General features: G+C 70.1%; 19 protein-coding genes. 4 read left to right on the plus strand and 15 right to left on the minus strand.

From position 1 onward, the window contains the following. Nucleotides 1–10: 10 nt before the first annotated feature. Together mqnP and OG841_RS20035 are read right to left on the minus strand one after the other, a co-directional pair. Nucleotides 11–913, minus strand: a complete 903-nt coding sequence (gene mqnP / locus OG841_RS20030; RefSeq protein ID WP_365118089.1) for a menaquinone biosynthesis prenyltransferase MqnP — start codon at nucleotides 911–913, stop codon at nucleotides 11–13. Then, nucleotides 910–2,361, minus strand: a complete 1,452-nt coding sequence (locus OG841_RS20035) for a menaquinone biosynthesis decarboxylase (protein WP_365118092.1) — start codon at nucleotides 2,359–2,361, stop codon at nucleotides 910–912. The genes mqnP and OG841_RS20035 overlap by 4 nt, the downstream gene beginning before the upstream one ends. An 87-nt stretch (nucleotides 2,362–2,448) precedes the next feature. Here OG841_RS20035 and OG841_RS20040 point away from each other — a divergent pair, with 87 nt between their 5' ends. Beyond that, entirely contained in the window at nucleotides 2,449–2,838 is a 390-nt protein-coding gene (locus OG841_RS20040; protein ID WP_328640266.1) for a PLD nuclease N-terminal domain-containing protein, read from the plus strand. Between the two features lie 81 nt (nucleotides 2,839–2,919). Next, entirely contained in the window at nucleotides 2,920–4,311 is a 1,392-nt protein-coding gene (locus OG841_RS20045; protein ID WP_328640265.1) for a purine-cytosine permease family protein, read from the plus strand. Nucleotides 4,312–4,315: 4 nt separating this feature from the next. On the opposite strand, the gene OG841_RS20050 is transcribed toward OG841_RS20045, so the two are convergent. The 3 genes from OG841_RS20050 to OG841_RS20060 all read right to left on the minus strand — a co-directional run bounded on the left by OG841_RS20050 (nucleotide 4,316) and on the right by OG841_RS20060 (nucleotide 6,642). Then, nucleotides 4,316–5,134: a hypothetical protein gene (locus OG841_RS20050; protein ID WP_365118096.1), complete on the minus strand. Its 819-nt coding sequence runs from the start codon at nucleotides 5,132–5,134 to the stop codon at nucleotides 4,316–4,318. Nucleotides 5,135–5,225: 91 nt separating this feature from the next. Beyond that, nucleotides 5,226–6,200 carry an isopenicillin N synthase family dioxygenase gene (locus OG841_RS20055; RefSeq protein ID WP_328640263.1) on the minus strand — a complete coding sequence of 325 codons (975 nt, stop codon included), beginning with the start codon at nucleotides 6,198–6,200 and terminating at the stop codon, nucleotides 5,226–5,228. Continuing rightward, nucleotides 6,193–6,642, minus strand: coding sequence for a nucleoside deaminase (locus OG841_RS20060; RefSeq protein ID WP_328640262.1), 450 nt, complete (start codon nucleotides 6,640–6,642; stop codon nucleotides 6,193–6,195). Before OG841_RS20060 ends, OG841_RS20055 begins: the two co-directional genes overlap by 8 nt. Before the next feature lie 93 nt (nucleotides 6,643–6,735). Here OG841_RS20060 and OG841_RS20065 point away from each other — a divergent pair, with 93 nt between their 5' ends. Beyond that, complete coding sequence (locus tag OG841_RS20065; protein WP_365118100.1) at nucleotides 6,736–8,019, plus strand: PucR family transcriptional regulator; 1,284 nt, start codon at nucleotides 6,736–6,738, stop codon at nucleotides 8,017–8,019. On the opposite strand, the gene OG841_RS20070 is transcribed toward OG841_RS20065, so the two are convergent. Continuing rightward, nucleotides 8,016–8,915 carry a transglutaminase-like domain-containing protein gene (locus OG841_RS20070; RefSeq protein ID WP_371566369.1) on the minus strand — a complete coding sequence of 300 codons (900 nt, stop codon included), beginning with the start codon at nucleotides 8,913–8,915 and terminating at the stop codon, nucleotides 8,016–8,018. The two genes, OG841_RS20065 and OG841_RS20070, sit on opposite strands and share 4 nt — an antisense overlap. Nucleotides 8,916–9,029: 114 nt before the next feature. Further along, the gene (locus OG841_RS20075; RefSeq protein WP_328640259.1) at nucleotides 9,030–10,004 is read right to left on the minus strand and encodes a quinone oxidoreductase family protein; all 975 of its coding nucleotides are present in this window, start codon (nucleotides 10,002–10,004) and stop codon (nucleotides 9,030–9,032) included. Between the two features lie 87 nt (nucleotides 10,005–10,091). Here OG841_RS20075 and OG841_RS20080 point away from each other — a divergent pair, with 87 nt between their 5' ends. Beyond that, entirely contained in the window at nucleotides 10,092–10,418 is a 327-nt protein-coding gene (locus tag OG841_RS20080) for an ArsR/SmtB family transcription factor (protein ID WP_328640258.1), read from the plus strand. A 25-nt stretch (nucleotides 10,419–10,443) separates the two neighbouring features. Here the strand turns inward: OG841_RS20080 and OG841_RS20085 are convergent, their stop codons facing one another. The 8 genes from OG841_RS20085 to hemL all read right to left on the minus strand — a co-directional run bounded on the left by OG841_RS20085 (nucleotide 10,444) and on the right by hemL (nucleotide 18,843). Beyond that, nucleotides 10,444–10,842, minus strand: a complete 399-nt coding sequence (locus OG841_RS20085; RefSeq protein WP_328640257.1) for a hypothetical protein — start codon at nucleotides 10,840–10,842, stop codon at nucleotides 10,444–10,446. A 95-nt stretch (nucleotides 10,843–10,937) separates the two neighbouring features. Then, nucleotides 10,938–12,032, minus strand: a complete 1,095-nt coding sequence (ccsB, locus tag OG841_RS20090; protein ID WP_328640256.1) for a c-type cytochrome biogenesis protein CcsB — start codon at nucleotides 12,030–12,032, stop codon at nucleotides 10,938–10,940. Nucleotides 12,033–12,218: 186 nt separating this feature from the next. Beyond that, nucleotides 12,219–13,931 (minus strand): cytochrome c biogenesis protein ResB, encoded by a 1,713-nt coding sequence (gene resB / locus OG841_RS20095; RefSeq protein ID WP_371566372.1) that lies wholly within the window; start codon nucleotides 13,929–13,931, stop codon nucleotides 12,219–12,221. Nucleotides 13,932–13,934: 3 nt separating this feature from the next. Then, nucleotides 13,935–14,708: a cytochrome c biogenesis CcdA family protein gene (locus OG841_RS20100; RefSeq protein WP_328640254.1), complete on the minus strand. Its 774-nt coding sequence runs from the start codon at nucleotides 14,706–14,708 to the stop codon at nucleotides 13,935–13,937. Nucleotide 14,709: 1 nt separating this feature from the next. Next, nucleotides 14,710–15,318, minus strand: a complete 609-nt coding sequence (locus OG841_RS20105) for a TlpA family protein disulfide reductase (protein ID WP_328640253.1) — start codon at nucleotides 15,316–15,318, stop codon at nucleotides 14,710–14,712. A gap of 66 nt (nucleotides 15,319–15,384) precedes the next feature. Next, entirely contained in the window at nucleotides 15,385–16,647 is a 1,263-nt protein-coding gene (locus OG841_RS20110) for a hypothetical protein (protein ID WP_328640252.1), read from the minus strand. Nucleotides 16,648–16,837: 190 nt separating this feature from the next. Further along, nucleotides 16,838–17,527 carry a histidine phosphatase family protein gene (locus OG841_RS20115; protein ID WP_328640251.1) on the minus strand — a complete coding sequence of 230 codons (690 nt, stop codon included), beginning with the start codon at nucleotides 17,525–17,527 and terminating at the stop codon, nucleotides 16,838–16,840. Continuing rightward, the gene (gene hemL, locus OG841_RS20120) at nucleotides 17,524–18,843 is read right to left on the minus strand and encodes a glutamate-1-semialdehyde 2,1-aminomutase (protein WP_371566374.1); all 1,320 of its coding nucleotides are present in this window, start codon (nucleotides 18,841–18,843) and stop codon (nucleotides 17,524–17,526) included. The genes OG841_RS20115 and hemL overlap by 4 nt, the downstream gene beginning before the upstream one ends. Nucleotides 18,844–19,075 lie beyond the last annotated feature (232 nt).

Below are 19,075 nucleotides of genomic sequence, written 5' to 3' on the forward strand. Positions count from 1 at the left end.
CGGGGCCGTGTCAGACCGTCAGTCCCCGCACCAGCAGATCCAGCAACGCACACACGAACAGGGCAATCCCGATGAAGCCGTTGACGCTGAAGAACGCCCGGTTCAGGCGGGACAGATCATGCGGCCGCACGATCGAGTGCTCGTAGACGAACGCACTCGCCACGATCATCAGCCCCACCCAGAAGAACCCGCCCGCCTCCGTGGCGACGGCGTACCAGATGAGGAGGGACATCGTCAGGAAGTGACAGACCCGGGCACCCCAGATCGCCGCCGGGATACCGAAGCGCGCCGGCACCGACATGACGCCGATCTCCCGGTCCGTCTCCACGTCCTGGCAGGCGTAGATCAGGTCGAACCCGCCGATCCAGATACCGACGGCCAGGCCCAGGACGACCGCGTCCCAGGACCACTCCCCGGTGATCGCGAGCCAGCCGCCCACCGGTCCCATCGCCTGGGCGAGACCCAGGATGGCCTGCGGGAAGTTCGTGAACCGCTTGCCGTACGGGTAGACCACCATCGGGATGACGGCGACCGGGGCCAGCGCCAGGCACAGCGGGTTCAGCAGCGCCGCCGAGCCGAGGAAGACCACGACCGCGACCAGCGCACCGGTCCAGGCGTGCTTCACCGACATCGCACCGGTGACCAACTCCCGCTGCGCCGTCCGGGGGTTCCGCGCGTCGATCTCCCGGTCGATGATCCGGTTGACCGCCATCGCGAAGGTCCGCAGGCCGACCATGCAGATCGTCACCAGGAGCAGCCGCCCCCAGTGGATGTTCCGGTCCCACGCGAACATCGCGGTGAGCGCGGCGATGTACGCGAACGGCAGCGCGAAGACCGAGTGCTCGATCATCACCAGCCGCAGGAAGGTTTTCGTGCGTCCCGGTTGCGGGAGTGCCGCGGAGGCGCTGCTCACAGTCCGTACTCCTTCCACCGGCGGTCGACCTTCGCCGCCGTCTCCGGGTCGGACAGCACCATGTCGGGCCAGCCGCCGTCACGCGTGTAGCCCTCCTCGGGCCACTTCTTCGTCGCGTCGATGCCCGCCTTGCCGCCCCAGAACTGCTGGTAGGAGGCATGGTCGAGGTGATCGACGGGTCCCTCGACGACCGAGAGGTCACGGGCGTAGTCCGTGTTGCCCAGCGCCCGCCAGGCGACCTCGTGCAGATCGTGCACGTCGCAGTCGGCGTCGACGACCACGATCAGCTTGGTCAGGGACATCATGTGTGCCCCCCACACCGCGTGCATCACCTTCTGCGCGTGCTTCGGGTACTTCTTGTCGATCGAGACGATCGCGCAGTTGTGGAAGCCGCCCGCCTCGGGCAGGTGGTAGTCCACGATGTCCGGCACGATGATCTTCAGCAACGGAAGAAAGAACCGTTCCGTCGCACGGCCCAGCGGTCCGTCCTCCGTCGGGGGGCGGCCCACGACGATCGACTGAAGCAGCGGCCGCTTCCGCATCGTCACGCAGTCGATCGTCAGCGCCGGGAACGGCTCCTGCGGGGTGTAGAACCCGGTGTGGTCGCCGAAGGGTCCCTCCGGCAGCATCTCGCCCGGCTCCAGCCACCCCTCGATGACCACCTCGGCCTGCGCCGGGACCTGGAGCGGGACCGTCTTGCAGTCCACCATCTCGATCCGCTTGCCCGCGATGAACCCCGCGAAGAGGTACTCGTCGATGTCGCCGGGCAGGGGGGCGGTGGAGGCGTAGGTGACCGCGGGCGGGCAGCCGAAGGCGATGGCCACCGGGAGGCGTTCGCCCCGCCGGGCCGCGACCTGGTAGTGGTTGCGGCTGTCCTTGTGGATCTGCCAGTGCATGCCGATCGTGCGCTTGTCGTGGCGCTGAAGGCGGTACAGACCGAGGTTGCGGATCCCGGACTCCGGGTCCTTGGTGTGGGTCAGGCCCAGGTTGAAGAAGGACCCGCCGTCCTGCGGCCAGGTGAAGAGGGCGGGCAGCTGGTCGAGATCGACGTCGTCCCCGGTGAGGACGACCTCCTGGACCGGCGCCTCCTTGACCTTCTTCGGCGGTACGTGGGTCATCGCACCGAGCTTGCCGAAGGCCTCGCGCACGCCCACGAAGCCGTGCGGCAGCTCGGGCCGCAGCAGTCCGCCGATCTTCTCGGAGATGTCGCCGTACGACTTCAGGCCGAGGGCCTTCAGGAGCCGCCGGTCGGTCCCGAAGACGTTCATGGCGAGCGGCATGGCGGACCCGCGGACGTTCTCGAAGAGCAGCGCGGGACCGCCCGCCTTCTGCACCCGGTCGACGATCTCCCCGACCTCGAGATACGGGTCGACCTCGGCCTTGATCCGCTTGAGGTCTCCCTCGCGTTCCAGTGCCCTGAGCAGGGAGCGAAGATCGTCGTAAGCCATGGGGTCCAGTATCCCCGAGCCGCTACCCTGACCCCGTCAGGGGCCTGTCACAGGCTCCACACCACGTTCCCTGGGGGCCAAAAGCACATGTTCCGGCTGCTGATGTACCTGATCCCGCTGGCGCTGACGATCTACGCGTTCATCGACTGCCTCAACACCCCCGAGGACGAGGCCAAGCACCTCCCCAAGATCGCCTGGGTCTTCATCATCCTGCTGTTCTGGATCGTCGGCCCCGTCGCGTGGCTCGCGGCCGGCAAGCTGCGCACCCCGCCGGCGAACGGCCGTACGCCCTCGGAGTGGCACCGCAACCACCGCATGGAGTACGTCGCTCCCGACGACAACCCCGAGTTCCTGAACTCCCTGAAGGCGGACAACAAGAAGGACGAGGCGCTCCTCAAGGACTGGGAGGCCGACCTGCGCCGCCGCGAGGAGGAGCTGAAGCGCCGGGAGTCCGGCGAGGACCCCAGGGCCGACTGACAAGCTGTACGCCACCGAGCCCCCCGAAGCGGACATTGCGCCCCTGGGCGCGAGCGGACGCGAGCCGGACACTTACCTCGCATGACGACAGCTCCCGCCGACTCCGCCGGCCCCCTCGCCCCCGCCTATGGTGACAAGGTCATCGCCGTCGAGTCGGCGGGCTCAGAACCCATCCCCGAGTCCGAACGCCACGGCGGTCCACTGCAACTGCTGTGGACCTGGGCCTCTCCGAACATCGAGTTCGCCACCGTCTTCATCGGTGTGATCGCGGTCCTCTTCTTCGGTCTGAGCTTCTGGCAGGCCACGGCCGCCATCGTGCTCGGCACCGCGCTCGGCGCGCTCACCCAGGGCGTGCTGTCCCTGGACGGGCCGCGGTTCGGGGTGCCGCAGATGGTGATCGGCCGCCTCTCCTTCGGGCACCGCGGCAACATCCTGCCCGCCGCGGCCAACGGCCTGGTGGCGGGCGTCGGCTGGTTCGCCGTGAACAGCGTGAGCGCGGCCTTCGCCCTCAACACCCTCACCGGACTACGGCCGTTGCCGTCCCTCCTGCTCGTGGTGGCCGCCGAGATCCTGATCGGTTTCATCGGCCACAACTTCGTCCACGTCTTCGAGAAGTACGCCTTCCCCGCCCTCGCGGTGATCTTCCTGCTGGCCGGGGTGTGGACCTTCAAGGACGCGGACCTGGGCGGGGGCGGCACGGGCGGCGGAATCGGCGGCTTCCTGCTCGCGTTCAGCGCGGCCTGGGGCTACGCGGCGGGCTGGAACCCGTACGCCTCGGACTACTCGCGCTATCTCCCCCGTACGGCGAACAAGGCCAGGACGGTCCTGTACCCGGCGCTCGGCCTGTTCCTGTCGGTCACCGTGGTCGCGGTGATCGGCGCGGCCTCGGCGACCATCGTGGCCCCGAAGGACGCGACCCCGACGGCGGCCTTCACCGGCCATCTCCCGGGCTGGCTCGGCGACCTGGTGCTGCTCGCGATCATCCTGGGCGCGGTCTCGGCGAACGCCCTCAACGTGTACTCCGGCGCGATCTCGATCGCCTCCTTCGGCCTGAACCTTCCCGCCTGGCTGAGCCGGAGCGTGCTGGTCGTGGTGTCCGGGGTCGCCGGTACGGCGGCGGCGTGGGCGTCGCTCTCGGACGCGGGGGCGGCGTACGAGGCGTTCCTGCTGGTGATCGCGTACTGGGTGGCGCCGTGGCTGGGCGTGGTCCTGGTGGAGCGGTGGCTGCGGGCACGGGTGTCCCAGGAGCAGTCGGCGGCCCGGCTGACCGACCGCTCCTTCACCAACTGGCCGGGGCTCGCAGCCCTGTTGATCGGCGTGGCGGTCTCCGTGCCGCTCTTCTCCAACCAGGAGGACTACGTCGGCTACGTGCCGGAGCACTGGCCGTCGTTCGGGGACATCACCCCCGTGGTCGGCTTCGCGGTGAGCGCGGTGCTGTACGCGGCGCTGCGCACGCGGTCACCGGCGCGGTGACCGCTCAGCCCTCCTTCGCCGGGTCGCTCCCGTACAACGCGGAGGCCGTGACCGCCTGTGGGGCCCGGCAGGTGCGCTGTTCGTCGGCCGGCGCGGTCCACAGGGGGACCAGCCCGGCGGCGGAGGACCCGGAGTCCATGCGCAGGAAGTGGCAGACGCCGTTGACGCGCAGGGCCACCGCGTAGACGCCGGTGCCGGCCTCCCTGCCGGAGAGGTCGGTCACCGTGTCCTTGGCGGCGACCAGGCCCTTGTCGGTCAGGAACCGCGTGGCGCCGTCGGCGGTGTGGTCGTAGCCGGCGGCCGACATCTTGCGGTAGGCGCTCGCGGTGGCGGGCTGCCGGGCGAGCAGTCCGCCCAGCTGAGCGGCGAGGCTGCCCGGGCGGCCGTCCGCCTGGGTGACCGGGCAGGTGAAGGTGGTCCGCCGCACGCTGTGGGCTCCGCGCGCGAAGGTGAGGCGGTAGCAGCGGACCGGGTAGGCGTCGGCGTCGACGGTGGTGCCGGTGGGCGGCACCAGGCCCAGCATCACCTCGGCCGTGTGGGACAGGCCCGCGGAGCGGACGCTCAGCAGTGCCCCGCCGTGCTCCTCGGTCTGGGCGACGAGGGTGCCCTCGGTGAACTGCCCGCCGTAGGTGCCGCCGCCCGCCGAGTAGAAGCCGGCGGTCAGGTCCTGGCGCAGGTCCTGGGCGAGCGCGGCGGCCTGCGCGTCGACGGCCGAGGTGTCCGGGGCGGTGATCCGCTGGTAGAGCAGGGTGCCGCCGACTCCGGCGGCCGCGGCGACGAGGGCGGTCGCCGTGACCAGCAGTCCCTGTACGGCTTTCCTCATGTCTCCCCCGGCTGCGACGGCCGCCCCGGAAAACGGCCGTCGCACTGTATCCCCCGTACCTGGAAGGCCTACGGGAGACCCCGGTACCGCCTCAGTCGACCGTGATCGAGTCCAGCTTCGCCCTCAAGTACACGTGGGAGTCGACGGGTTCGTGCGCCACCCGCCCGACCGGTGCCGGTACCGACTCGACGGTCGTGCCCGGGGTGCACTCACCGAAGTAGACGAGGGACATCAGCTCCTCGGCGGGCGCGTCGGCCGGCGGCGGCAGCACCCGGTGCCGTCCGGACCGCCACCGGTCTCCCGTCCAACGGGCCATCAGGTCACCGATGTTGATGGTGAAGGCGTCCGGGTCGAAGGGCGCGTCCTCCCAGCCGCCCTCGTCCGTGAACACCTGGAGACCGCCCTTGCCGGCCTGCCGGTCGAGGATCGTCACCGTGCCGAAGTCGGTGTGCGGGCCGATGCGGAACTGCCCCGGCTGCGGCTCTCCGATCACCTCCGCGCCCGGGTACCAGTTGATGTTGAAGCCGTACGTCGGATGGTCCATGTGCCGGGAGAAGAAGTCGGGTTCGAGCCCGAGGGCCTCGCCGAGGAGCGACAGCAGCCCCTTCTCCAGCTCGCCCATCCGCTCCAGGTACTGCTCGCACAGCGACTGGAGCTCGGGCACCTCGGCGGGCCAGACGTTCGGCGCGTACCACTCCGCGTTGACGACCGGGTCCTCGAAGGGCTCGTGGGTGGCGAAGGTCAGCGACTCCTTCAGGTCCGGCGGGGTCTCGGTTCCCTCCGAGTAGCCGTTGGCCTCGGCGCCGGGACCGAGCCAGCCGCGACCGCCGACCTTCGCGGAGTACGGCTGCTTGACGTCCACGGGCATCCGGAAGAACGTCCGCGCGGCCTCCCGGATCCGGGAGCGCAGCGCCGGGTCGACGCCGTGCCCGGTGACCAGGAAGAACCCGGCGGTCTGGAGGGCCTCGTCCAGGGTGCGGGCGATGGCGGCGCGGGCGTCGGGGTCCCCGGCGAGCCAGGGCCGCAGATCGATGGTCGGGATGCGGGGCTTGGGGGTGTCAATCACCGATGTCCTCGTTCCACAGTGCCGGGTTCTTCTCGATGAAGTCGCGCATCAGCCGGACGCACTCGGGATCGTCGACGAGCACGATCTCCACACCGTGCTCGGCCAGCCAGTCGTGCCCGCCGTGGAAGGTGGCGGCCTCCCCGACGACGACCCGCCCGATCCCGAACTGCCGGACCAGACCGGAGCAGTACCAGCAGGGCGAGAGGGTGGTCACCATCGTCGTTCCGCGATACGACCGCTGCCGTCCCGCCGCCCGGAAGGCGGCCGTCTCCGCGTGCATCGAGGGGTCGTCGTCCTGGACGCGCCGGTTGTGGCCGCGCCCGAGGAGGGTGCCGTCGACGCCGTAGAGCGCGGCCCCGATGGGGATGCCGCCCTCGGCGAGCCCGGCGCGGGCCTCCTCGACGGCGGTGGCGAGCCACGTGTGAGCCTGTGCCTGATCCATGTCTCTCACTCTCCTGTGGCCGAAACACGAGGGCAACGTGCGGAAAGTACTCTCCCGGCAGCCCACAGCCGGACGAACTGTCGGGAGGCGCGCATGCCCGCACTCACCCTTCGCGAGATCCTTGCCCTCGATCCCGTCCACGCCGCCGAGCCCGAGCTGCTGGCCGGACACACCGCTCTGGACCGTCCGGTGCGCTGGGTCCATTCCAGCGAGGTCTACGAGGGCGCGAACTTCCTGGACGGCGGCGAGCTGCTGCTCACCAACGGTTTCGGGCTGATGGACGCCGACGACGAGGTCCGCCGTCGTTACGTCCGCGAGCTGGCCTCCCGGGGCGTGGCCGGGCTGGCCGTGGAGGTCGGGCGGTCCCTGCCGGCGATGCCCGCCGAGGTGGTCGACGAGGCCCGCCGCCGTGAGCTGCCGCTCCTGGCCATGCACCGGGTCGTGCCCTTCGTCCGGATCACGGAGGCCGCCAACCGGGCGATCGTGGCCCGCGGGCTGTCGGGCCGTGCGGTCGTACGGCCATGGGGCGACGACCATACGGCGGCGCTGCTCGCCGACCTGGCCGACCGGGCGGCGCTGAACCAGCCGGAGGTGGAGGCGCGGGCGGCGCTCGCGGGCTTCCATCCCGGCCCCGGTGCCCGCCTGGTCGGCGTGTCCCTGCACGGCACGCGGGAGGTCGGGACGGTCGACCGCGCGGTACGGCTGCTCGGCGGTGCGGGCGTGCTGCGGGCCGCGTTCCCGGGGGACGTGCTGGCCCTGCTGTCGCTGCCCGGGGCGCGCCCCGGTGACCCGGTGAAGGCGGTCCAAGAGGCCTTCCGCACGATGTCCGCCCCTGGCCTCACGGTGGCCGTGGGTCACGCTGTCGCCGAGGGCAGCGGCTGGCTGCGCTGGAGCGACACGCTGCGGGCGGCCCGTACGACATTGGAGTTGGCGCTGACCGTCCCGGCCGCGGAGCCGGCTGTACCGGACGGCCCTCTGGTGACCTCGTCGAGGGCGCTGGCCCTGGAACGCGAACTGACCAGGGGCGGCCTGGACGCCAACCGGGAACGCCTCGCGGCGCTGGTGCAACACGCCCTGGGGCCGTTGCTGGCCTGGGAGGCAGCTCACCCGAGCGATCTGGTCCGCACCCTGGAGACCCACCTCCGCAACGGCTGCTCCCCGACCCGCACCGCGGCCCTGCTCCACATCGGCCGCCAGTCCCTTTACCAACGCCTGGACCGCATAGAGACGTTGCTGGGACTGGACATCAACGACCCGGACCTGCTGGGCGAGTTGCTGACGGCAACATGTGCGCACCGGCTGGTGGAGCGCCCCGAAGGGGCGCGGGGCACTGCGCGACCAGCCACGACGGCGCCGCACTTCAAACGAACCGCTTAACGCAAGGTGACAAGGTGCGCCCCGTTGAAGGGTGCGTAACACGTGACCGTTGACGGCGTCCGCAGCGCATCCTCCTCGGCGAACAGCTTGCGCGCGGCCTCGAACGACACGTCCCCGCTCACCACGGGCGCCACCCGGTCGTAGAACTCCCGCGACGCCTGCGGCAACGGCGTCCCCGGCTCCCCCTCGTCCTCACCCCAGACGTCCCACAGCAGCGTCTCCACCTTGTTCAGCGCGGCAAGGTCGAGCCGGATGTTCCCGGCCACGAACCGCTCACCCCAGAAGGGCCCCTCGGTCGGCCGGTGCAGCCCGAACTCCGTCTCGTCCGCCCCGCCCTCCCGGATCGCCCGCCAGGCCTCCCCGGCGACGAGGAAACGTGACCGGGGGACGTCCATCGGGTCGAAGTCCACCGGCCAGTTGGCGGTGATCGCGGGGTCGGTCAGCTGCGCGTCCGCGAGCAACCAGCCCCGCTTCTCGTCCCAGTACTCGGTGACCACGTGGTCACCGTGGAAGCGGGTCGGAAAGAAGTAATCGGCGAACCCGGACCGCAGCCGGGCCGGGATGCCGACATGGCGGAGCAACGAGACGTGCAGCAGCGTGAAGTCGCGGCAGGTCCCGACGAACCGGGCGTCGGGCTCGCGGCGCACGGTCAGCGGGGCGTCGTTCCGCTCGACGAGGATCCGCAGGACGTCGTCGATGTAGCGGGACTCCGCGTCGTTGTGCAGGCGGTCGGCCGGATGGGTGTGCCCGAAGAGCTCGCCCTCGACACGATGGATCATCACATCCCGTACGACACGGGCCAGTTGGCCGGGATCGCGCGGCAGGTCGTCGTAGCGAGAGGCGAGATCACCCGGGTCGGAGAACGCGCTCTGGGCGGAGTAGAAGGAAAGGGACACGACGGCCTCCCAAAAGGCGTCATCGACCACGTGTTCGATTACGGGCCGGCGCACCCCACCGTGTCAAAATTCGCCGCAGAATGTCCAGACGGCGGGCGGCCTGGGAATCGGAGCTCAGCCGCCGACCCTCAGCAGGAGCTTGCCCGTGCTCGTCCGCGCCCCCATCAGCCGGTGCGCCTCCGCCGCCTCCTCGAGGTCGAACTCCGCGGTGACCGGCAGGGACACCGTGCCGTCGGCCACCGTCGCGAACGCCCGCTCGGACAGCGTCCGCAGCTCGGCCGGGGCCTTCTGCGCGAGCGTGAGGATGGAGAAGCCGCCGACGGAGAGGCCGAGGGGGTACAGCTCGGGCTGGCCCACGGTCCACGCCGGCGCCCCGCTCGCGTTGCCGAAGGAGATCAGGCGGCCGTAGACGGCGAGGGAGGCCAGGGAGGCGCGGAGGGTGTCGCCGCCGACCGGGTCCAGGGCCAGGTCGACCCCGCGCCCGCCGGTCGCCTCCCGTACCGCCTGCTCGAAGTCGCCGACGAACACCTCGTCGTACCCGTGCTCGCGGGCGTACGCCGCCTTGGCCTCGCCGGACACCACGCCGTACACCGTGGCGCCGGCCGCCTTGGCCAACTGGCCGGTCGCCGTGCCGATTCCGCCCGCCGCTCCCTGGACCAGGACCGTCTCCCCCGCCCGGAGCCGGCCGACGGTGTGCACGAGGGCGTACGCCGTCGGGAGGACCGCCGGCAGGGTGGCCGCCGCACGCAGTCCGACGCCGGGCGGGAGCGGGAAGACGTTGACCGTGTCGGCCACGGCCACGTCCGCGTAGCCGCCGCCCACCGTCAGGGCGGCGGTCACCTCCTGGCCGACGCTCAGACCGGTCACGCCCTCTCCGAGGGCCCGGACCCGCCCGGACACCTCCAGACCGGGGACGAAGGGCAGCGCCGGCACCCGGTAGCCCTCCGAACGCGCCTTGAGGTCGGCGAAGTTCACCCCGGCGTACGCCACGTCGACGCTCACCTGACCGGGGCCCGGCTCGGGGACGTCCGCCTCGACGACCTTGAGGACCTCGGGACCGCCGTATTCCTGGATCTCTACCGCGCGCATGCCTCACCCCTACTGTTCAACGAAAATCGAACACTCGCCACTGTATGGTTTCCATCGAACACTCGGCAAGCGGAACGGAAGGAATCCATGAGCACTCCCCGGCACCGGACCGCCCCCGAGCACCTCCACCCGGACGACGTCCCGGTGCTCACCGCGCTCGCCGCGCTCGCCGATCCCGTCCGTCTGACCCTGGTGCGGGAACTGGCGGGCTCGCCCGAGTGGAGCCGGGCCTGCGGCACCTTCGACGTGCCCGTCGGCAAGGCGGGGCTCAGCCACCACTTCGCGGTGCTGCGCGCGGCCGGGCTCGTGGAGCAACGGGACGAGGGACCGAGGCGCGTCAACCGGCTCCGGCGCGCGGAGTTCGACGCCCGCTTCCCGGGACTGCTGGACCTCGTGCTCCGACCGGACTCCTGACCCGTCCCGTGCCGACCGGACACTTCTAGGCGTCCAGGGTTTCCAGCAGCCGCTCGAAGCGAGCCCGCCACTCGGGCTCGGTCTCGCCCTCTCCCTCGTACGCGTGCGTGAAGCGCAGTACGGCCCCGGCCTCCCCGTCCCGCTCCAGATGGAACCGCACCCGGTCGCCCCGCTCCAGCGTGTACTCCGCGACCCGGTCCACGTCCCACGCCGTGACCTGCCCCTCCCCCAGGCCCGGCAGCACGACCGCGCCGCCGAGCCGGGGTTCGAGCACCTCCACCCCGGTCCACCAGGCCCCCAGCCCCTCCACGGTGGCCACTGCCGGCCAGACCGTCCCCATGGGGACCGGCAGCCGCACCAGGAAGTGCAGGATGCGGGTGCTGCCATGGGTCCGGCTGCTGCCCTGCTCGACGGAACCGCTCATGACACCAGGGTGGCGCGGAGCCCGGCGTTCCGCACAGGGAAGGCCGGTTCCCCGCGACCTGGGTCACGGGGAACCGGCCTTCGCCGCGAGTGGGTTCAGACGCCGGCGTAGGAGTGCTTGCCGGTGACGAAGATGTTGACGCCGTAGTAGTTGAACAGCCAGCAGCCGAAGGCGAGCATCGCCAGGTAGGCGGCCTTGCGGCCCTTCCAGCCGGCGGTGGCGCGGGCGTGCAGGTAGCAGGCGTAGGCGACCCAGGTGATGAATGACCAGGTCTCCTTGGGGTCCCAGCCCCAGTAGCGGCCCCACGCGTCACCGGCCCAGATCGCGCCCGCGATGATCGTGAACGTCCACAGCGGGAAGACGGCCGCGTTGACGCGGTAGGCGAACTTGTCGAGGCTCGCGGAGGCGGGCAGCCGGTCGAGGACGGAGTTCGCGAACCTGCCGGGGGTGCCGCCGGACGCGATCTTGTTCTCGTAGCTGTCCTTGAAGAGGTACAGGATCGTGGCGACCGCGCCGACGTAGAAGACCGCGCCGCAGAAGATCGCGGTGGAGACGTGGATGTACAGCCAGTACGAGTGGAGGGCGGGAACCAACTGGTCGCTGGCGGTGTACAAGACAGTGACGGCGAGGCCGAGATCGAGGAGGACCGTGGTGACCAGGAACAGCCCGAGCCAGCGCACGTTCTTCTTCAGGGCCAGCAGCCCCAGGTACACGGCGACGGCCACCGTGGAGAAGGTGATGTTGAACTCGTACATGTTGCCCCAGGGCGCCCGCTCCACCGAGGCCGCGCGGGCGACGACCCCGGCGAGCTCGACGAGAAAGGCGAGCACCGTGAGGGAGATGGCGATACGCCCGTAGAGGTCGCCCTGCTCGTCCCCGCCGTGCGCACCGGGCCCGTCGGGCACGTCCCGCGAGCCGGCCGCGGACCGCACCACGACCTGCGGCCGCTCCAGTACGGCGGTGCTGCCGCCCTTGTTCACGGTGACGGCCGGCGCCTTGGCCTTCGCGTCGGCGGTGAGCGCGGCGGCGGTCCGGCCGACCTTGCTGCGACTGCCGAGGAGCCATTCGGCGATGTAGGCGAAGAAGGCCAGCGTGTAGACGGCCATCGACGAGTAGATCAGCGTGTTGCTGATGTTGGCGAGGTGCTCGTTGGTGGCGGTGGCCAACTCGGTTGCGGCGGCGTAAGTCACCTCAACACTCCTTCGGGTGAATGTCCCGGCGACTTGCTGTCGGGCGGTGAGGGCTGCGGGAAGCTTGGCGTCGTGTTACCGGGCTGGTTTCAACCCGGCTGGCGTTGATCGTGGAAGACCCGGAGGGCCGCTGGTCCATCGGGCGGCGAGAGCCAGGAATCTCCCCTGTTCCGCGCGGGAGAGGACTCAATTGTCAGCCCCTTCGGTAGACGCGGCGCCGGAGTCGGACACACCGTCCGGCTCCGCCTCCGTGGCCTCGGACGGGCTGGGAGCCTGGTCGAAAAGAACACCCGCCAGTTCGCCCAGTTCCTCCGGTACCTTCGCCGACTCGCTGCGGCCCAGGCCGGCCATCTCCACGATCGTCACCCCGTCGGCGCCGCGCACCGCCCGCACCCACACCCGGCGGCGCTGGATGAACAGGGACGCGGCGAGGCCGAAGATCGCGGTGAGGGCGCCGGCGAGGGCCCAGCCGCTGGCCGGCTGCTGGACGACCTGGAAGTTCGCCCACTGCTTGGTGCCCTCGTAGGTGACCGAACCGGCGCCGCCCGGCAGCTGCATGGTCTCGCCGGGCTTCAGGTTCTCCCTGAGCTGCGCGCCCTTGGAGTCCTTGAACCCCTTCACATGCGACTTGTCGAGCTGGTAGACGCTCTGCGGGATGCCCGAGTCGACGCCGAGGTCACCGTGGTACGGCGCGAGGTTGAGCACCGGGTTGTTCAGCGCGGGGAAGGTGGAGGCCGTCTCGCTGCCCGTGGTGTAGGTCGGCAGGAAGAAGGCCGAGATGCCCAGCTGCTCGCTGACGCCCTTGGGGTTCTTGTAGCCGTCGAGGACCTTGACCACGCCGGTGGAGGTGACGTTGGAGTCGAGCGGCAGCATCGCGACCGCGTCGTGGAAGACGACATTGCCCTTGCCGTCCCGCACGGTGATGAGGGGCGCGTAGCCGTGGGCGGTGAGGTAGACCTTCGCGTCGCCGATCTCCAGCGGCTCGTTGACCTTGACGAGGGTCTTGTGGCCCTTGCCGTAGGCGCCCTCGCTGTAGGTGATGGCGGCCTGGTAGAGGCGCGGGGTGCCCTTGTTGGGGCCGGAGGTCTCGTAGGTGCCGGTGAACTTGTTCAGGCGGAAGCTGAGCGGCACCAGGTCGCCGGTGTCGAAGAGGTTCCCGGACTTGAAGTCGTCGTACTGAGTGAGGGTGTTGGAGAAACCGTCACCCTCGACGACCACTTTGTTGCCCTCGGACTTGAAGAGCTGGCCCCAGGCGAAGGCGGTCAGCATCACGATGAGCGCGATGTGGAAGGCGAGGTTGCCGACCTCGCGCAGATAGCCCTTCTCGCCGGCGACGTTGTCGCCGGTGAGGTGGGCACGGAAGCGCTTCTTCTTCAGCAGGGCGAGCGCTGCCTCGCGGACCTGCTCGGGCTCGGCCGTGGTGCGCCAGGTGGTGTAGGCGGGCAGCCGGGTCAGCCGCTTCGGGGCGCCGGGCGGACGGCTGCGCAGCTGCCCGACGAACTGCCAGGTCCGGGGCACGATGCAGCCGATGAGGGAGACGAACAGCAGGATGTAGACCGCCGAGAACCACACCGAGCTGTAGACGTGGAAGAGGCCGAGCTTGTCGTAGACGTCCCCGAGGGTGGGGTTGTTCTTGACGAAGTCGGCGACCTTCGTGGCGTCGGTCCCGCTCTGCGGGATCAGCGAGCCGGGGATGGCACCGAGCGCCACCAGCAGGAGCAGCAGCAGCGCGACCCGCATGGAGGTCAGCTGGCGCCAGAACCAGCGGGCCCAGCCGACGACCCCCAGGGCGGGCATGCTCAGGCTCTCCGTGGGCGCGGTGGACAGCTGGGAGCCCGCGGCACCGAGGTCCTGGTCGCCGACGGGAGCGTCGGGGGTGGCGGGTGTGGTCTTGCTCATGGATCAGATCCCCACAGTGAAGCCGGCGGACCAGGACTGGACGTCCTGCACGAGGCGGTCCCACGCGCCGGTCAGCAGCAGCAGTCCGGTCACGATCATCATGGTGCCGCCGATGCGCATGACCCAGACGTAGTGGCGCTTGACCCAGCCGAAGGCGCCCAGCGCCTTGCGGAAGGCGACCGCGGCGAGCACGAAGGGCACCCCGAGGCCGAGGCAGTAGGCGACGGTCAGTATGGCACCGCGGCCCGCGCTGCCCTGCTGGGAGGACAGGGCGATCACCGAGGCGAGGGTGGGGCCGATGCAGGGGGTCCAGCCGATGCCGAACAGCGCGCCGAGCAGCGGGGCACCGACCAGGCCCATGGTGGGCTTGTTGTGGAAGCGGAACTCCCGCTGGGTCATCCAGGGCATCAGGCCCATGAAGAAGATGCCCATGAGGATCATGAGCCCGCCCAGCACCTTGGACAGCACGCTCTGGTTCTCCTGGAGCGTCTGGCCGAAGTAGCCGAACAGCGCCCCGCTGGAGACGAACACCGCGGTGAAGCCGAGCACGAACAGCGAGGCGCCCGCGACCATCCGGCCGCGCCGGGCCTCGGCCAGATCGGTGCCGGTGACGCCGGTGACGTACGACAGATAGCCCGGGACAAGGGGCAGGACGCAGGGCGAGAAGAAGGAGACCAGGCCGCCGAGGACCGCGATGGGCAGGGCGAGGAGCAACGCGCCGTTCAGGACGGTGCCGTTGTAGCCCGTTTCGGCGGCGAGCGTGACGACTGCGCTCACGTCACTTCTCCGCGAGGACCGGGTTGATCATCTTGCGCAGCTTGCTCTCGCTGAGCGCGGCCAGCGAGCGGGCGGCGATCTTCCCGTCCCGGTCGATGACGAGCGTGGAGGGCACGGCCTGCGGGTTGAGGGTGCCCTTGGAGAAGCGGAGCATCAGCTTGCCCGTCGGGTCGTACAGGCTGGGGAAGGTGATGCCCATGTCCTTCTCGAAGGCGCGGGCGTTCTGGACGCTGGTGTCGCGGGTGTTGACCCCGACGAACTGCACGCCCTGGTCCTTGAGGTCCTTGTAGACGGCCTCGAGGTTGGGTGCCTCGGCCCGGCAGGGGGCGCACCAGGAACCCCACATGTTGAGGACGACGACCTTGCCCTTGTGGTCGGCGACGTCGAGCTGTCCCCCGTCGACGGTCTTGCCGGACAGGTCGGGGGCGGCGCCCCGGTCCCCCTGCTTGGCGGTGGAGATGCCGTCCGCGCCCATGATGAAGTTGGTGTCGCCGCCTCCGCCCGAGGTGCCGCCCGAACTGCAGGCGGACAGGGTCAGCGCTGCGGCTGCGGCACCCGCGGTGAGCAGGGTGATACGGACTCGGGAGCGGCTACGGCTGGCGGCACTCATGTGAAAAGTTTCGCATGCCCGTTCTGGGGATCTTGCGCACCCCCCTTGCGGGCGGAAACCCGCATTTCAGGCGGCGTTCGACGCAGTCGCGGAGGTGTCCTTGAGGAACCCGTTCCAGCCGCCCGCGGGCTCCTGGCCGACGTCGAGCGTACGGAGCTTGGCGAGGACCTCCGGCTTCTGGACGTCCATCCAGTCGACGAACTGCCGGAAGGAGACCAGGCGGATGTCCGCGCCCTTCTCCTTCTCCTGCGCGATGTGGGTGAGGGCCCGCTCGACGGCGTCCATGTAGATGCCGCCGTTCCAGTGCTCGAAGTGGTTGCCCACGAAGAAGGGGGCGCGGTTGGTCTCGTAGGCCCGCTTGAAGCCGGATATGTAGGCGCCGGCGGACTGCTCGCGCCAGGCCGGGTAGTTGTAGGCGGGCGCGTTGGTCGAGTTGATCGACTGGTTGGCGAGCATGTTGTAGTCCATGGACAGGACCTCGAAGCTGTGGCCGGGGAAAGGTATCGCCTGTAGGGGCAGGTCCCAGATGCCGTTCTTCTTCTCGGGCCAGACCTGGCGGCCGCCGGGCGAGGAGGCGTCGTAGCGCCAGCCGAGCTCGCGGGCGGTGGGCAGCAGGTTGTTCTGGCCGAGCAGACAGGGGGTGCGGCCGCCGACGAGTTCCTTCTCGTAGTCGAAGGGCAGCGCGGGCAGGTCGGTCCAGCCGGTGTTGGTGCGCCACTCCTTGACGAAAGCTTTCGCCTGCGCGATCTCCGAGCGCCACTGCGCGGGAGTCCAGTTGCCCACGGTGCCGTAGCCGGAGCAGAAGTGACCGTTGAAGTGGGTGCCTATCTCGTGCCCTTCGAGCCAGGCCCGGCGGACGTTGGTGAGGGTCGCCTTGACGTGCTCGTCGGTGAGGTAGCCGATGTCCGAGGCGCCACGGGGGTTGTTCGGGGGGTCGTAGAGCCGCTTCTTCGACTCGGGCAGCAGATACAGCCCGGAGAGGAAGAAGGTCATGTGCGCGTCGTGCTTCTTGGCGAGGTCGAGGAAGCGCGGGAAGAGGCCGTTGCCGACCTCGCCGGCGCCGTCCCAGGAGAAGATCACGAACTGCGGCGGGGTCTGGCCGGGCTCCAGCGGCACGGCCTTTCCGGGCTGGCGGGGCTGCTTGCCGGTGAAGGAGGTGGAGCCGTCACCGATGGGCCGGGCCGTCGGCGTCGGCGCGTGCGTGGGCTTGGAGCCCGAGGTGTGGGTCACCCCGTCCGACCCGGTCGGGGTTCCGCACCCCGAGAGCCCTACGGCGGCTGCGGCGCCCGCACCGAGGCCTATTGCTCCCCTTCGAGTGAGAGAGTGCATGCTTCCCCGATTCGTCACGTTCTCTGGCGGTCACCCAGTCAGAGGTGACGAGGAGGGGGGAAGGTTCCGGCACTTTTTCCGGATTCGGTAACAGAAGGGCGCCCCACAGGGGCGCGGGGCCGTATCACTCTGCGGCTCCGCCGCGCGGGCGCGACCAGCCACAACGGACCCGCGGTCCCCCACGGACCGGCTACGCCCCGAACGCCTTGCTCTTACCCTTCACCGGCTTGGCGCCCGCCCGGAGATGGACCGGCACCAGATCGATCGCGGGCTCGCTGTAGCCGACGGAGACGATCCTGTCGCCCTGGTACGTGAAGGACGTCAAAGAAGCCAGCGTGCACTGCCGCTTGCGCGGGTCGTGCCACAGCCGCCGCTTCTCGACATACGACCGCACGATCCAGATCGGCAGCTGATGGCTGACCAGCACGGCCTCGTGTCCGCGCGCCCGGTCCCGCGCGGCGTCCAGCGCGCCCTTCATCCGGACGACCTGGTCGACGTACGGCTCGCCCCAGGACGGCTTGAACGGGTTGACCAGGTGCTTCCAGTTCTCCGGGTTCTTCAGCGCCCCGTCGCCCACGCCGAAGGTCTTGCCCTGGAAGACGTTCTCGGCCTCGATGAGCCGCTCGTCGGTCGCGATGTCGAGGCCGTGCGCCTTGGCGATCGGGGTGGCGGTCTCCTGCGCCCGCTCCAGCGGGGAGGCACAGACGTGGGTGACGTCCCGGGGGGCGAGGTGCTCGGCGACCCGGTCGGCCATCTGCCGCCCGAGCTCGGAGAGGTGGTACCCGCCGAGACGGCCGTACAGGACCCCGTCGGGGTTGGCGACCTCACCGTGCCGCATGAGGTGGACGACGGTGATGTCGCTGTTGTTCGAGGTGCTCATGCTGCCGTGGCCTCCGCCGCCGCTCGGGCCGCCGCCGGAAGGGCGTCGGCGATCCGCTGAACCGCCTGCTCGTCATGGGCCGTGGACACGAACCACGACTCGAAGGAGGACGGCGGCAGGTAGACGCCGTTCTCCAGGAGGGAGTGGAAGAAGGCGGTGAACCGGAAGGACTCCTGCGCCTTGGCGTCCTCGTAGCTGCGCACCGGCCGGTCGGTGAAGAACACCGAGAACATGTTGGAGGCGTTCTGCACGGTGTGCGCGACGCCTTCCTTGCCGAGCGCCTCGGAGACCAGCGACTGGATCTGCTGGGAGACGGCGTCGATCCTGACGTAGGCGGCGTCGTCGAGCAGCCGCAGCTGGGCGAGGCCGGCGGCGGTGGCGACGGGGTTTCCGGAGAGGGTGCCGGCCTGGTAGACGGGTCCGGCCGGGGCGAGGTGGGCCATGACGTCCGCGCGCCCCCCGAAGGCGGCGGCGGGGAACCCGCCCCCCATGACCTTTCCGAAGGTCATGAGATCGGGCCGGACGCCGTCGATGCCGTACCAACCACTGCGGCTGGTCCGGAACCCGGTCATGACCTCGTCGGAGATGTAGAGGGCGCCGTTCTGCGCGCAGGCGTCCTTCAGTCCCTGGTTGAACCCGGGCAGCGGCGGCACGACGCCCATGTTGCCGGGCGAGGCCTCGGTGATCACACAGGCGATCTCCCCGGGGTGCCGGTGGAAGGCCTCGTGGACGGCCTCGAGGTCGTTGTACGGCAGCACGATCGTGTCGCCGGCCTGGGCACCGGTGACACCCGGGGTGTCGGGAAGCGCGAAGGTGGCCACACCGCTGCCCGCCGCGGCCAGCAGCGAGTCGACGTGACCGTGGTAACACCCGGCGAACTTGATGACCTTGGTGCGCCGGGTGAAGCCGCGGGCGAGCCGGATGGCGGACATGGTGGCCTCGGTCCCGCTGGAGACGAGCCGCACCTGCTCCAGCGGTTCGACGCGGGCGACCATCTCCTCGGCGAGTGCGACCTCGCCCTCACCGGGAGTGCCGAAGGAGGTGCCTTTCGACACCGCCTCCTGGACGGCGGCGATCACCTCGGGGTGGGAGTGCCCGAGGATCATGGGTCCCCAGGAGCAGACGAGGTCGACGTACTCGCGCCCGTCGGCGTCGGTCAGATAGGGGCCGGTGCCGGACCCCATGAAGCGGGGGGTGCCGCCCACGGCACGGAAGGCGCGGACCGGGGAGTTCACGCCGCCGGGCGTGACGGCGGACGCGCGGTCGAACAGGGCCTGCGAGACAGGCGCATCGTACGAATAGGGCAATTCACTCATATCCTGCGACTACTCCGACCTTCTCCGGTGCGTTCGGCTTTTCTCGGACTCCATTGCCGGTGACTACCTCAGGGTAGGCCAGGCCTCGAAAGCCCCCGGTCCCCGGCGATCTGCGAAACTGGATGCAGATACACACAGCTCACGGAGACGATGGCACGGAGCCGTTTGTTCAGGGGCTGCGAAGATCCTGCGGACAGGTGTTTCAGCGCACGTTTCGGCGGGCGACCGTGGG

It is taken from the genome of Streptomyces canus, from assembly GCF_041435015.1.
Taxonomy (GTDB): Bacteria; Actinomycetota; Actinomycetes; order Streptomycetales; family Streptomycetaceae; genus Streptomyces; species Streptomyces canus_G.